At 63.0% G+C, this 12,844-nt stretch carries 11 protein-coding genes; 4 read left to right on the top strand and 7 right to left on the bottom strand.

Annotated features, from left to right (window positions below; genetic code table 11):
* Positions 1-121 precede the first annotated feature (121 nt).
* Both CRO06_RS04040 and CRO06_RS04035 read right to left on the bottom strand, forming a co-directional pair.
* Positions 122-2,569: an ABC transporter permease gene (locus CRO06_RS04040; protein ID WP_051414390.1), complete on the bottom strand. Its 2,448-nt coding sequence runs from the start codon at positions 2,567-2,569 to the stop codon at positions 122-124.
* On the bottom strand, positions 2,562-3,236 hold the full coding sequence (locus CRO06_RS04035) for an ABC transporter ATP-binding protein (protein ID WP_022995014.1): 675 nt from the start codon (positions 3,234-3,236) through the stop codon (positions 2,562-2,564). The genes CRO06_RS04040 and CRO06_RS04035 overlap by 8 nt, the downstream gene beginning before the upstream one ends.
* Between CRO06_RS04035 and CRO06_RS04030 the strand changes: the two genes are divergently transcribed.
* Both CRO06_RS04030 and CRO06_RS04025 read left to right on the top strand, forming a co-directional pair.
* Positions 3,235-3,849 (top strand): arylesterase, encoded by a 615-nt coding sequence (locus CRO06_RS04030; RefSeq protein ID WP_022995015.1) that lies wholly within the window; start codon positions 3,235-3,237, stop codon positions 3,847-3,849. The two genes, CRO06_RS04035 and CRO06_RS04030, sit on opposite strands and share 2 nt — an antisense overlap.
* Positions 3,846-4,460: a DUF924 family protein gene (locus CRO06_RS04025; protein WP_097057775.1), complete on the top strand. Its 615-nt coding sequence runs from the start codon at positions 3,846-3,848 to the stop codon at positions 4,458-4,460. Before CRO06_RS04030 ends, CRO06_RS04025 begins: the two co-directional genes overlap by 4 nt.
* Before the next feature lie 241 nt (positions 4,461-4,701).
* On the opposite strand, the gene CRO06_RS04020 is transcribed toward CRO06_RS04025, so the two are convergent.
* Both CRO06_RS04020 and CRO06_RS04015 read right to left on the bottom strand, forming a co-directional pair.
* The gene (locus CRO06_RS04020; protein ID WP_022995017.1) at positions 4,702-7,269 is read right to left on the bottom strand and encodes a DUF349 domain-containing protein; all 2,568 of its coding nucleotides are present in this window, start codon (positions 7,267-7,269) and stop codon (positions 4,702-4,704) included.
* Between the two features lie 127 nt (positions 7,270-7,396).
* Positions 7,397-8,287 carry an acyltransferase gene (locus CRO06_RS04015; protein WP_097057774.1) on the bottom strand — a complete coding sequence of 297 codons (891 nt, stop codon included), beginning with the start codon at positions 8,285-8,287 and terminating at the stop codon, positions 7,397-7,399.
* Between the two features lie 411 nt (positions 8,288-8,698).
* On the opposite strand from CRO06_RS04015, the gene CRO06_RS04010 reads away from it, so the two are divergent.
* Complete coding sequence (locus CRO06_RS04010; protein WP_097057773.1) at positions 8,699-9,880, top strand: CaiB/BaiF CoA transferase family protein; 1,182 nt, start codon at positions 8,699-8,701, stop codon at positions 9,878-9,880.
* Between the two features lie 35 nt (positions 9,881-9,915).
* Complete coding sequence (locus CRO06_RS04005; RefSeq protein WP_022995020.1) at positions 9,916-10,869, top strand: hypothetical protein; 954 nt, start codon at positions 9,916-9,918, stop codon at positions 10,867-10,869.
* Between the two features lie 157 nt (positions 10,870-11,026).
* Here CRO06_RS04005 and CRO06_RS04000 read toward each other — a convergent pair whose 3' ends face one another.
* The 3 genes from CRO06_RS04000 to CRO06_RS03990 form a co-directional block, all read right to left on the bottom strand.
* Positions 11,027-11,692, bottom strand: a complete 666-nt coding sequence (locus CRO06_RS04000; RefSeq protein WP_179746445.1) for a TIGR04211 family SH3 domain-containing protein — start codon at positions 11,690-11,692, stop codon at positions 11,027-11,029.
* A 136-nt stretch (positions 11,693-11,828) separates the two neighbouring features.
* The gene (locus CRO06_RS03995) at positions 11,829-12,128 is read right to left on the bottom strand and encodes a YciI family protein (protein ID WP_022995022.1); all 300 of its coding nucleotides are present in this window, start codon (positions 12,126-12,128) and stop codon (positions 11,829-11,831) included.
* Positions 12,106-12,747, bottom strand: coding sequence for an inner membrane-spanning protein YciB (locus tag CRO06_RS03990; protein WP_022995023.1), 642 nt, complete (start codon positions 12,745-12,747; stop codon positions 12,106-12,108). Before CRO06_RS03990 ends, CRO06_RS03995 begins: the two co-directional genes overlap by 23 nt.
* Positions 12,748-12,844: the final 97 nt, after the last annotated feature.

The following is a 12,844-nucleotide window of genomic DNA, read 5'->3' as shown; positions in this document are numbered from 1 at the left end:
CAAACTCGCTCGCATCGCCTTCGCCCTGATGAAGCACAAAACCACCTACCAATCGGAGACCCAAATCGCTTGATCTCCAACATAGAATCTCCCACAGCGGCTTCGTAGTGCGGTCGATGTTTTAACCGCTCAACCGCGCCAGTGGCGGGCCGGTGCGATGGGGCAGAACCCGCTGCACCGCCAGCCACGGCAGCACCACCGCCCAGGGCAGCAGCATCCACGGAGACAGCGGCAGGTCACCGTCGAACATACGCTGGCCCAGAGGCCACAGCGCCAGAAAGTGCAGCACCAGTGCGAACACGGCGGCACCGCCCATCAACCAGAGCTGTTCAATCGTCGCCACCCGCCGCAGCAGCGAGCGGCTGCCGCCGAGCACGCGCAACAGGGCGTCGTCCTTGCGCCGCTGACCGCTGCCGGCGAGCCAGGCCGCGGCCATGACCAGGACGCTGCTGGCCAGCAGCAACGCGGCCAGGGCCAAGGCCGCGCGGCTGGCTTGGGTGATCAGAGCCTGGGCCTGCCCCAGCAGCGCGTTCACGTCCAGCAAGGTGATTTGAGGAAAAGCGCGGATCAGATCGGGCAGGGCGCCGCTGCCGGCCTCGTCCAGATAGAAACTGGTCAGCCAGTAGCGATCCTCGCCGTCCAGCGTCCCGGGGCTGAACATGAAGTAGAAATTAGGTTGAAAACTTTCCCAGTCCACTTCCCGCAGACCAACGATGGTGGCGCTCAGTTCGCCGGAGACTCCGGTGAAACGCAGTTGGTCGCCCACCTGCAGGCCCAGGGACGCGGCCAGTTCCGATTCCACCGAGACCTCGCCGGGCTGTTCCGGGTCGAGCCAGCGCCCGGAGGCGATCTGGTTGCTGGCGGGCAGGGTGTCACCTTCGGTCAGGGACAGGTCCCGGTTCAGGGCCCGCTCACCCTGTTCGCGATCATCGCTTTCCTTGGTTACCGCCTCGCGTACCGGCTGTCCGTTGACTTCCACCAGCCGGCCACGCACCACCGGATACAACTGTGGCGTTTCCGCGCCATGACGATCCAGCCATTGCCGGAACGCCGGCAGATCCGGCTCGAACAGATTCAGCACGAAATAGTTGGGGGCCTTTTCCGGCAGCGTGGCGCGCCATTGGCTCAGTAATTGCTGACCCACGTGACTGGACATGGACATGATCGCCAGCGCCAGCACCAGCGCCGACAGCATCGGCAGGGTGGTCAGCGGACGTCGGGACAGTCGCCGCAGGGCCAGCCTGGGCGCCAGTGGCCAGCGGTCGCCGAGGCGGTCGGCAAGGCGCAGCGGCCCCCACAGCAACAGGGGCAGGCCCACTGCCACCGCCACCATCAGCCCGAGCAACTGGAGCAACTCCATCAGTGAGCCGGACAGCACCATGGCCACCAGTACCGGTGCCGCCAACGCGCCAACCAGGTTGAGCCCGGTGCGGGCCACTGGCGCGGACGGTTCCGGTTGCAGGATCTGACGGGGCGGCAGATCCGCCAGCCGCCACAAACGGGGCAGGGCGAACCCGGCCCAGATCACCAGCGGCGCCAGCGCCAGCAGCAGCCAGCTGCCCGGGCCCGGTTTCCAGGCCAGGGCATCGCCGAGCCACTGTTGCAGAGCCAGAAACGCCGCTACCGCCAGCGCCAGCCCGGCCAGCATGGCCGGCAACAGCGCGGTCAGCTCGCGCGACAGAATCCAGCGCAGCACCGTGGCCCGGGAGGCGCCGAAAGTCTTCATCACCGCGCTGCGCCGGGCCTGCTCAAGACTGCGCACACCGGCGGCCAGATAGACCGCGCCGCCGCACAACAGCACCACCATCATCACCGCCAATTGCCCCCAAAGGGTTAACTGGCGCAGCGGCCCCATGGAGCGTAATCCGGCGTTGTCGCGGGTTTCCAGTTCCTGGTTGGCGGCCAGTGTCGGAGTCAGCTGTTCGATCAGAGGCGCCATCATCTCGCCCGGCGCGCGCAGGTGCAGCTTGTAACGGGCCCGGGTGCCGGGGCCGATGATGCCGGTGCCCGGTACGTCGGCCAGATTCATCAGCACGCGCGGATTCATGCTGTAGAAACCGGCGCCCTGATCCGGCTCCTGTTCCAGCACGGCGGTGATCCGCAATGGCAGGTCGCCGATGGTGACGGTATCGCCGACCTGTTGTTCCAGCCGGTCGAGAGCGGTACCGGCCAACCACACTTCACCCGGGGCGGGACCATGATCCACCCGTTGCGGGTCGGTGAAACGTTGCCCGGCCACCGCCACGGAACCATACAGAGGGTAGCCCTGGTCCACCGCTTTGACACTGGCCAGCACAAAGATGTCGTCGCGCACCAGTACGCTGCTAAAGGTCAGAGTGTTGGCACTGGCAAGATCGCTGACCATGGCTTTTTGCTGATCGCTGGGCGGGGCGCTGCCTTCCAGCACCAGATCGCCGCCAATGGCCTCGGCGGTGCGGGTGGCGAAGCGGTGTTCCAGCTCGCCGCGCAACAGCACCACGGTGGCGATGGCGAGCGTGGCCACCATCAGCGCCAGCGCCTGGATCCGGAACGCCGGGGAACGCCAGGGGCGCAGCAGTCGTTCAGTCACCGAGACGCCCCTCCACCAGTTGCCGGTGGCGCGCGCAATGGGCGGCCAGTTCCGGATCATGGGTGACCAGTACCAGGGCGGTGCCGTGATCGCGGTTCAGACTGAACAGTAACCCGGCGATTTGTTCCCCGTTGGCGCGATCCAGACTGCCGGTGGGTTCATCGGCGAACAGCACCCGCGGCGCCATGGCGAAGGCCCGGGCCAGAGCCACCCGTTGTTGCTCGCCGCCGGACAACTGCGCGGGAAAATGATGTTGTCGGTGCTCCAGGCCGACCCGTTGCAACCAGTGACGGGCTTTGTCGCGGGCCTGGCGGTCGCCGGCGATTTCCAATGGCAGCATGACGTTTTCCACCGCACTGAGGTCGGCGACCAGATGAAAGGACTGAAACACGAAGCTGCAATACTGACCGCGCAGGGCCGCCCGGGTATCCTCGTCCTGGTCGCTGAAAGGCTGTCCGGCCAGCGTTACGTTGCCGCCGGAAGGTACATCCAGGCCGGCCAGCAGAGAGAGCAGGGTGGATTTACCGGAACCGGAAGGCCCGGTGATGGCCAAACTGTCACCGGCGGCGATCTCCAGATCGATACCGTGCAGCAAGGTCAGATCGCCTTCCGGAGCGACCACCGTTTTGGTTAACCGTTGAGCCACGAGTACAGGGGAAGAAGCCATGTCGAGGTGCCTGTTGGTCATACTGTTGTTCCTCGCGCCTTTACTGGGCCGCGCGCAGGGCATCGTGGTGCTGGGTGACAGCATCAGCGCCGGCTACGGTCTGCAAGAAACGGAGGGTTGGGTGCACCTTCTCGGACAACGACTGGCAAGTCAATGTTCCGCGATGCCGGTGATCAATGCATCGGTGAGCGGTGAGACCAGTGATGGTGGTGTCAGTCGTCTGCCGGCCTTGCTGGAGCGGCATCAGCCGGATGTCCTGGTGCTGGAGTTGGGCGGTAACGACGGCCTTCGTGGTTTGCCGCCGAGCCGTCTGGCCGGCAATCTGGAAAAGATGGTGTCCCTTGGCCAGCAGGCCGGGGCCCGGGTGGTGCTGCTCGGAATGCGCATTCCTCCCAATTATGGTCGTGCCTATACCGAACGTTTCGAGGCGGTGTTCAAGCAGGTGGCGGAGAACAACGCGCTGCCCTGGGTGCCGTTTTTCCTCGACGGCGTGGTGGAAGCGGGCCAGATTCAAAGCGACGGCATTCACCCCACCGCCGAGGCCCAGCCCACTCTGCTGGATAACGCCTGGCCGGTTTTGCGGGAAGTATTACCGAAGGATTGCCAGCAATGATGAATTTCGATGTGCCCTACAACGATATCCTGGACTTTTGGTTTGATGGACTGGATCAGGGGGATTGGCCGCCAGGCGAGTGCGAGCGGCGATGGTTCTCCGGCGGCGCCGCTGTGGATGCACGTATTCGCGAGCAATTCAGTACTCGTCTGCAGGCGGCGCTAGACCGGGAACTGGTGGCCTGGGAGCGCCATCCCCGCTCCCGGCTGGCACTGATTCTGTTATTGGACCAGTTCAGCCGCAACATCCATCGTGGCGAGGCGGCGGCCTTCGCTGGTGACCATCAGGCGGTCACGCTGACGTTGGAAGGCATCTCCACCAGCATGGAAACCGGTCTTCCCTGGGCCGGGCAGGTGTTCTTCTACATGCCGCTGATGCACGCAGAGGACCTGGCGCTGCAGAATCAGGGCATCGCCTGCTTCCGCTCCTTGCTGGAGCGGGTGCCGGAACATCTGAAAAGCAAAATTGAAAACAACCTGAAGTTCGCCGAGGAACACCGCGACATCATCGCCCGCTTCGGCCGCTTCCCCCACCGCAACGAAGCGCTGGGCAGGGAGAGCACGACGGAGGAGGCGGTGTTTTTGGAGAATGCTAAGCGATATGGACAGTGAAAAGCAGGGAACAGTGAAGAGTGAACAGTTAATAGCTGCGCGAAATACGTAACCTTGCTCTCCAACCATAGGGGCCGCGGTCAAAAGCTGGCAAGCCCCTCCGCGTTCAAAAGCAAATAAACAACAAGCCTGTCAACTAGGATCAGGAGTGGCGAATTCGCAAATGGCCTTTGCAGAATCGCATTTTTTTCGCTGTTAACTATTCACTATTAACTGTTCACTCTTCACTGTTCCCTGCTTTTTACGGCTGCATCGCCTGCAAGGCGGCCTGCAGGCGGCGGGCCAGGCCGCTGTCCAGCGGGCCATCGGGGCGGGCTTCCAGTAGCGTCAGGGCTTCGTCCAAAGGTGACGTGTTGGCGCCCTTCATGGCGCGTGGCAGCTGTTCCAGTTGCCAGGTCAGCCGCCGCTCGCGGGCGTGCTCGGGGCTGTCGATGCCGGCCAGGGCTTCCAGTGCCACGGTCAGGGTCTGGTCGTCCTCGCTGGATTCACCGTCGGGGCTCGCCTCGATACCCAGCACCGCCCGTTGCCAGCGGCGCCAGCGCGGCAGGGCCGCCAGGCGTTCCTGTATCTGCTCCCGCAGACGCCGGAACTGGCGTTGGCCAGCGCGGCCCAGGGCCGCTTCGTCCAATTCATCCAGCGCCGCCGCATGGTCGCGCAGGGCGCTTTCGTCCTGGCTGGCGAGCGGTTCCTTGAGGGCCGCCGCCACTTGTTCCAGCACCGCGATACCCTCGTTCTGCTTTTCTTCCAGCTCGTTGCGCCGCTGTTCCAGACGGGCCTGCCGTGCGCCGAACAGGTCGTCCATGATACGGCGGAAACGCTTCTGGTGCGGGCGGTGCCGGCCCGGTGGCAGCCAGCCTGCCTGGCGCCAGCGTTTTTGTAACTGCTGCGCCTCGCGGGTGGCACTGTCCAGGTCCTCCTGGGCGAGCAGGGCTTCAGCCTCCGCGATCATGGCCTGACGCTGCTGCTCGGCTTCCCGCCAGGCGCCTTCCATTTGCTGATCGATTTCGGACAGCAGGGCGGAGAACCGTTTCTGTACATCCCGGGCGTCGGTGAAACGGACCGGTTGTAATGATTTCCACTCTTGCGGCGCCTGCCGGCGGATCTCCCAGACCGCTTGCCAGTTGGCCCGCTGCCAGTCCTGGGCGGCGACGAAGTCCGCCAGCTGGCGGCACAGCTGTTCCCGGCGGCGCAGATTGTCCGCCCGTTGTTCGTCGAGTTCACGGAAGTGGGCCCGACAGGGTTCATAGGCCTGATCGGAGGCGGCCTTGAAACGGTCCCACTGGGCTTGATCCTGATCCTGGTCGGAGCTCATCAGCTCACGCCATTCATCGTGCAGTGCCTGGATCGCGCTGGCCTGTTCCTCGGCGTCGAGATTACCGCCGATCAAAGCCTCCATCTGCTCGCACAAGCGGTCTTTCTTTGGCTGAGCGGCAAAGGCATGCCAATCGCGCAGTTCATTGCGGCGCTCTTCCAGGCGTTGCAACTGTTTACTCAGCCAGGTGTCATTTTCCTCTTCGAGTACTGCTTCAGCTTTCAACCATAACCTGTTGGCGTGCTTTAAATTTCCTTTTTGAAGTTCTCGCCGGAGCGCCACCACCAGCCCCTGATGGGCGCTGCCGCCCGCCTTGCCTGCGGAGGGCGCTCGTGTTGACGGCGCGGTGACTTCCGGTGCCGGAGCCGGAGCGGGACGCTGTTGCAGTGCCCTGGGTGCCGGAATCTTGCGCGGCCACCGTTGTGACAGGGTTTCCAGCAGCTCGCGGTCCTCGCTCTGGCTCTGTTCGGCCAGGGCGATCAAATTGTGCCACTGCTCCAGCAACTGCTGGAAATGCTGGTATTCGCCTTCCTCCGCCGGCAGTTCCTCGGCGGCCGCCTGCCAGCGGCGTTCCTGGGTCGCGACGGCGGAGCGCAGGGCGCCAAGCTGCGTATCCCAGGTGTCCTCGGTCACGTCATCCAGTAATTGCCGCAGTGTGGCCAGAGCAGCACGGCGCTCGCCGAGGGCGGCCTCGCGGGCCTGCTGTTCCCGCGCCTCGGCGGCTTGTCGCGCCAGGCGTTGATGGGCTTGTTCCAGCGCTTGTGTGGCGATGCGGGTCTGTTCTTCGCCGGCGTGCTCCGCCAGTTCCGTCCAACGCTGTTCCAGTTGTTGCAGGCGCGCCTGGTAGAGGCCGTCAGCGGCCCGCTGCGCGTGTTGTCGCAGGGCTTCCGCCACCGCCGCGCAGTCCTGTTCCCGTTTGCGGCGGTCCTGTTCCGCTTGCTGTCTGTCACGCAGCCACTCACGGGCATGCCGCACCACCCGCTTGTCGCGCCCTTCCTTGGTCAGGCGCTTCATATGTTCCGCGCTTTCCAGTCGCTGGGCGGCGGCCAGGCGCAAGGCTTCATCATGGCCGTGCAGAGCGATCTCACACAGGGTGTCGGCATCGCTCAATGCGCTCAGCGCGACTTGCCGGCTCTCGCCGTCCACCCCGTTCTGGGCCACATGATAGAGAACCTTGGCGTTGCCGGTATGGCGTAACAAGTGCAAGCGGGTATCACGGTCCGGGCCGTCCGGCACCGCGCCGGCGAGCAGGGCCATCATCCGATCGGATGCCGCCTCGCGCACCGGGGCGCTGTGGCTGTCACGGGTGAGGGTATCGAGTACGGTCAGGTCCAGCAGCCTTTGTGTGGCGCTGGCCCGCACCTCTTCGCTGGCATCCTCGCGCGCCAGACTGGCGAGCAGGTCGGCCTGTTGCCGAGGGTCGAGCGTGTCTACGGCCGCCTTGCGAACAGCGGCGTCACGGTGTTGCCACCGGGGTTTGAATAGTTTGCCGAACATGGGCATCCCGTGGGAAAGAAGTCACCAGCATCAACGGCGCCCGCTCAACGGGCACCGTTCGTGATTATCGCGGCCGACCCGAATTCGGTGGCCGCCTTTTGACGCCATACTATAGGCAAAGACCGGGTCAGGCGGAAAGGTGGGATTGTATCAGCGCGTCTTTTTCCGCCCAAATGTCGCTGATCCAGCTCTGGAAGCGCTGGCGGTACTCTTCATCGTTCTCGTAATCGCCCTGGTTGGCCCAGTCTGGAATGGGGCGCTGACGGACGATTACCTGGACTTTGTCCATGGCGCCGCCGAGAAACGCCAGCAGAGAGCGGTCGGTTCCGGGCGGATAGACAATGGTGACATCGAGCAGAGTGTGCAACTGGCCGCCCATGGCGCTGAGGGTGAAGGCGGCGCCGCCGGCTTTGGGTTTGAGCAGATGGCGATAGGGTGACTGCTGCTGGTCGTGTTTGTCCTGGGTGAAGCGGGTGCCTTCAAAGAAGTTCATCACCGATACCGGGTAGTGGGCGTACTTTTCGCAGGCACGGCGGGTGGTTTCCATGTCCTTGCCGCGCAATTCCGGATTGCGGGCGATCTGTTCCTTGCTGTAGCGCTTCATGAACGGAAAATCGAGTCCCCACCAGGCCAGTCCCAACAGCGGCACCCAGATCAGTTCCTGCTTGAGAAAGAACTTCAGCGACGGTACGCGCCGGTTGGTGACCTTCTGCAGCACCAGGATGTCGGCCCAGGACTGGTGATTGGCGGTGACCAGATACCAGTCGTCGCGGTGCAAGCCTTCCAGGCCTTCCACTTCCCAGCGTAGACCGCTGCTGATGCCGATGATGACGTTGTTGATCGACATCCAGGTTTCCGCCACCACCACCAGGGCCCGGGAAAGCCGGACCCGGGCGGCGTGCCAGGGAAGAATCAGCTTGATCAAGGTCAGCACGTAAAACGGCCCAATGATCACCGTGGTGCTTAGAACGATGCCTGTCAGCGCCAGAATGCCGCGAATTTTGTTGTATACGGTCATGGATACGTTTGGATGGGAAAACCGCGATGCTAACGGACTTGCAGGCCAAAGTCCCATGTCCATTTCGGTCACTTCGGCGATCGACTTGGCCATTGGCGCAGTGCGATGAAGGTCGTACTCTCAGGCGCGCTAGGGTCAGTTCCCACTGTTTCCATCCCGCCTGTTGTGGCTAAAACGTCACCAATCCAGGCATGAGGAGAGAAGTTTGGTCATTCCAAATAAACGACGAATAACGCAGAGTGGTGACGTTTTAGCCGCAACCCGAAGGGCTGGAGCCCTTTTTACCTCCCGCGTCGTTGTCGGTTGCTTATTTGGAATGACCAAACCGCGCGCCCTCCGCCTCGCTGGAGGCAAAAAGGGCATCCAGCAGGCGGGATGGAAACAGTGGGAACTGGCCCTAGGAGTAAACGTATGACCGGCCCCCTTAATTCACTGAAAGTTCTGGATTTCTCCACGCTGTTGCCGGGCCCGTTCGGCACCCTGATTCTGGCGGACATGGGTGCCGACGTGCTGCGCATCGAATCTCCCACGCGCCCGGACTTCGTGCGGCTGCTGCCGCCGTCGGTGAACGGTGTGTCCGCCGCTCATGCCTATCTCAATCGTTCCAAGCGTGCCATGGCGCTGGACCTGAAACAGCCCGAGGGCATCGAGATCGTGCACCGGCTGGTGCGCGACTACGACATCGTGGTGGAGCAGTTTCGCCCTGGTGTGATGGACAAGTTGGGGCTGGGTTACGAGGCGCTCAAGGCGATCAATCCGGGGCTGATTTATTGCTCGATCACTGGCTACGGTCAGACCGGGCCGTATCGGGACCGCGCCGGCCATGATCTCAACTATCTGTCCATCGCCGGCATGACCGGCTACAACGGCCGGCGTGACAGCGGGCCGGCGCCAATGGCGTGCCAGGTGGCGGATGTGGCGGGCGGCTCCTGTCACGCGGTGATGGCGATACTCGCGGCGGTCATTCACCGTCAGCAAACCGGCGAGGGGCAGTACCTGGACATTTCCATGACCGACGCCGCCTTCAGCCTGCATGCGCTGACCGCGCCAGGGGCCCTGGTCGCCGGCGAGGATCCCGAACTGGAAGGCACCAAGCTCAACGGCGGCAGCTTCTACGATTGTTATCGCACCAGCGACGGACGCTATCTTTCCGTGGCCGGCCTGGAGCCGCAATTCTTCAGCCGGTTCTGCGAGGCCATTCAACGGCCGGATCTCACCGCCAAGGGGCTGAGCTTTTCGCCGCAGGTGGTGGATGAGGTAAAGGGCGCCATCGCCGAGGCGATCGGCGCGCATCCACTGGAACATTGGCTGCGGGTGTTCGCCGAAGTGGATTGTTGCGTGGAGCCGGTGTTGAGCTTTTCCGAGGCCCGTGAGCATCCTCAACTGAAGGCCCGGAACATGGTGGTGTCGGTGCCCGACGGGCGCGGCGGTGAACAACCACAGGTGGCTTCGCCATTCCGGTTCTCCGCCACCCCGGTGAGCTATCGTTTCGCCGGCGTTGGCCTTGGGCAGCACAACGAGGACGTGTTGCGGGAGCAGGGCTTCACCGATGAGGATATCGTCCGTTTACGTGAGGCCGGCGCGCTGGGCTGATTCCCGCCGCCGCGCTGCGGCGCTATGCTGAGGCCATGAGGCGTGTTTTATGGCTGGGCGTGCTGGTGTTGAGTGGAGCGGTTCGCGCGGAGTCGCCGGACAGCTGTTACTCAGGCGCCAACGATACTCTGGTGGACCGTACCCACGGCTGGTTGTCACGCACACTGTGCTGGCCGAGCCGTTGGGTGGACGGCTTTTTCGAGGATCCGGTGCGCGACAGCAACGAGCCGGCCGCCAGTCGGGTGCGTGTTACCGCGGAGCAGGTGTGGCGCGACGATAACGACGATGCCAGCGATGTGGATGTGGACGCAAGAGTCTGGCTTCCCAGTGCCGAACGCCGTTTCTCTTTGTTGTTCCGTAACCAGGACGAGGAGCAGGGCAGGGATGCCCGGGCGGCCCGGGAGCTCCCCGCGGGCGAGCGCGACGACGGTTTTCGTGGCGCGTTGCGCTGGGTCATCGACCGCTCCGATGCCATGGATCTGGACCTGGACGCGGGCGTGCGTTCCGACCTGACCACCTACACGCGGCTTCGTTACCGCCGTCTGTACCCGTTGTTCAATGAAACCGCCTGGCTGCGCTATACCCAACGCTTTTACTGGCGTGATCCGGAAGGTTGGGGCAGCCGTTCCCTGTTCGAGCTGGACCGGCCACTGACACCAACCTCCAGCGTGCGTTTTTCCAGCGAAGTCCGTTATTCCGAGGAACTCAATGAGGGCGATCTGGGGATGGGGCTGTTTCAAGGAGTCAACTTGTTCAAGCGGCTCGGGTCTCGTTCCGCGTTGGATCTGGGGATGGCCGTGGACGGCTACAGCAAGCCTGGGGTGGTGGAGAATTACCGGGTGTATGCGCGCTATCGGCGCAATGTCTGGCGGCCCTGGCTGTTCGTGGAGGTGGAGCCCTTCGTGTTATGGCCCCGGGAGCACGATTATGAGGGGATCAATGGCGTGGTGCTGCGTCTGGAAACCCTGTTTGGCCGGCTGGAGAGTTGACGCCATGGGCTTGGCAAACTGAATCTGAGATCGCCACGAAGCGGCTGTCGGAGCCAGCCCTGCTGGCGAATGGGCTTCGGCCCAAAAGATTCGCTTGCGAGGCAAGCTCCTGCAGCCGCTTCGTGGCCGGCGCGTGCGCGCGCTGTGCGGGAAAGGATCAGTTGGCCCAGTTGCTGCGCCGGCGGCCGGATTTGGATTTCAGCAGCAAGCCGCCGATGGCACCAAGCAACAGGATGCCCACGCCGGTGATCCACTTGCGGGAGGTGTTGTCATTGCGCAGCAGGGCATTCTCCGCTTTCACCTGATCCAACTCCGAACGCAGCATGCTCAACTCCTCGTTGAGACGGCGGTTGGCCTGATCCAGACGGATCGGGTCGGCGGCCACGTTGCGTAGCTGGTCCAGTTCATTGCTGCGGGAAGTCAGGGAGGAACGCAATTCTTCCACTTCGCCGCGCAGAGCATCGCGTTGACCTTCCAGTTCCGCCATTTGCCGGCGCAGATCACTGGCCGTGCTGGTGGTTTTCTCGGTGTCCTGGGTCAGCTTTTGCAGGCGCAGCGCCGCGGTGGGAGTACGGCTGATGTACTGTTTTTCCACATAGCCTTCCCGGTTGCCGTAGCGGATGTGGATCCAGTCCCCCTCTTCGCCAAGCAACTCCACCCGGGTGCCGCTTTTGATCCCTCTGTGCACGATGCGGTAGCCAGTGCCGGCGCCGGCTCGCATGGGGACATAGATTTCATCGCCGATCCAGGCCGCGGCGGCATATACAGGGGCTGGCAAACACAGCGCCAGCATCAGCAAGCCGCTTAACCATCGATTTCGCATTCACGGGTCTCCTTGTCGTCCGGCGTGAGTAATACGGCGCAATGAACGGGAAGCGCGGCGGCTATTCTTGCCGAAACAAGCACGCTTTGCCGTAGTGCCGCGTACAGTATTTGTAAAAACGATCTTAAAAAGGCTCTCAGGGCAGAACCTTCTTGAAGGGCTTCACCTGAACCTGGCGGTATACGCCGGCATCCACATAAGGGTCGGCATCGGCCCAGGCCTGGGCTTCCGCCAGCGAGGGGAATTCCGCCACTACCAGGGAACCGGTGAAACCGGCTTCGCCGGGGTTGTCGCTGTCCACCGCCGGCAACGGCCCGGCCAGCACCAGCCGGCCTTGATCTCTGAGCGTTTCCAGGCGCGCCAGGTGCGCGGGTCGTGCGGGCGTTCGCAGGGGCAGGGAGTCGGGCACGTCCTCACTGATGATCGCGTAAAGCATCGTTGTCCTTGTCGTCGGGCTTTTTGTCATTGGCGTCGCCGTGAAACAGACTCTTGCGGTCCGCCTCGGGCATGCGCTTGTAAAAATAGGCGAAAGCAGCCAGATAGAACACCATCTGGATCGCGGTAAAGCCGAACAGTTTGAAATTCACCCAGAAGTCGGTGCTGAAATTGAAGGCGATGTACAGATTCAGCAAGCCGATGAAGATGAAATAAAGCACGAACGCCAGATTCAGCCGCCGCCAGTCCCTGGTTTGCAGGGTGACCACCTTGCCAAAGGCGCTACGCATCAGGCTTTCGCAGAGACGTTGCAGCAGATTGCGGTGTTTCAGGAAATGGCCCACGGCCAGAATCGCCGCCAGCACGAAACTGATGATGGAGGGACGCCATTTAATGAAGACGTCATTGTTCAAGGCCAGGGTGAGGCCGCCGAATACCAGGGTTATCGCCAGTATCACCAGATGCAAACGATGCCAGCGCTTCCAGATCAGGCGTCCGGCGATGACCTGAAAACTGGTGGCGCCGAGCAGCCCCCAGGTGGCCAGCATGATATCCCGGCCGCTAACGAAGTAGAGGCCGAAGAACACCACCACGGGCAAGTAGTCAAATAGGGTTTTCATGGCGACATTACTTTCATAGCGACGTTGTCCTCCCGGAGGACGCATGTTATCGGGAAGCGCGGCACAAATCACCCGCCCCGGTCCATGATGGGGATTG

The organism is Alloalcanivorax xenomutans (assembly GCF_900217905.1).
In the GTDB taxonomy this organism is placed as follows: domain Bacteria; phylum Pseudomonadota; class Gammaproteobacteria; order Pseudomonadales; family Alcanivoracaceae; genus Alloalcanivorax; species Alloalcanivorax xenomutans.
Note: the sequence above shows the minus strand (reverse complement) of the source record. Positions and strands in the feature narration are given on the sequence as shown.

Excerpts from the sequence above, each read along its gene's own strand:
- CRO06_RS03995 (WP_022995022.1), bottom strand. The coding sequence starts at position 12,128 with ATGCTTTACGCGATCATCAGTGAGGACGTGCCCGACTCCCTGCCCCTG.
- CRO06_RS04010 (WP_097057773.1), top strand. The coding sequence starts at position 8,699 with ATGACCGGCCCCCTTAATTCACTGAAAGTTCTGGATTTCTCCACGCTG.
- CRO06_RS04030 (WP_022995015.1), top strand. The coding sequence starts at position 3,235 with ATGTCGAGGTGCCTGTTGGTCATACTGTTGTTCCTCGCGCCTTTACTG.
- CRO06_RS03990 (WP_022995023.1), bottom strand. The coding sequence starts at position 12,747 with ATGAAAACCCTATTTGACTACTTGCCCGTGGTGGTGTTCTTCGGCCTC.
- CRO06_RS04025 (WP_097057775.1), top strand. The coding sequence starts at position 3,846 with ATGATGAATTTCGATGTGCCCTACAACGATATCCTGGACTTTTGGTTT.
- CRO06_RS04020 (WP_022995017.1), bottom strand. The coding sequence starts at position 7,269 with ATGTTCGGCAAACTATTCAAACCCCGGTGGCAACACCGTGACGCCGCT.
- CRO06_RS04005 (WP_022995020.1), top strand. The coding sequence starts at position 9,916 with ATGAGGCGTGTTTTATGGCTGGGCGTGCTGGTGTTGAGTGGAGCGGTT.
- CRO06_RS04035 (WP_022995014.1), bottom strand. The coding sequence starts at position 3,236 with ATGGCTTCTTCCCCTGTACTCGTGGCTCAACGGTTAACCAAAACGGTG.
- CRO06_RS04015 (WP_097057774.1), bottom strand. The coding sequence starts at position 8,287 with ATGACCGTATACAACAAAATTCGCGGCATTCTGGCGCTGACAGGCATC.
- CRO06_RS04000 (WP_179746445.1), bottom strand. The coding sequence starts at position 11,692 with ATGCGAAATCGATGGTTAAGCGGCTTGCTGATGCTGGCGCTGTGTTTG.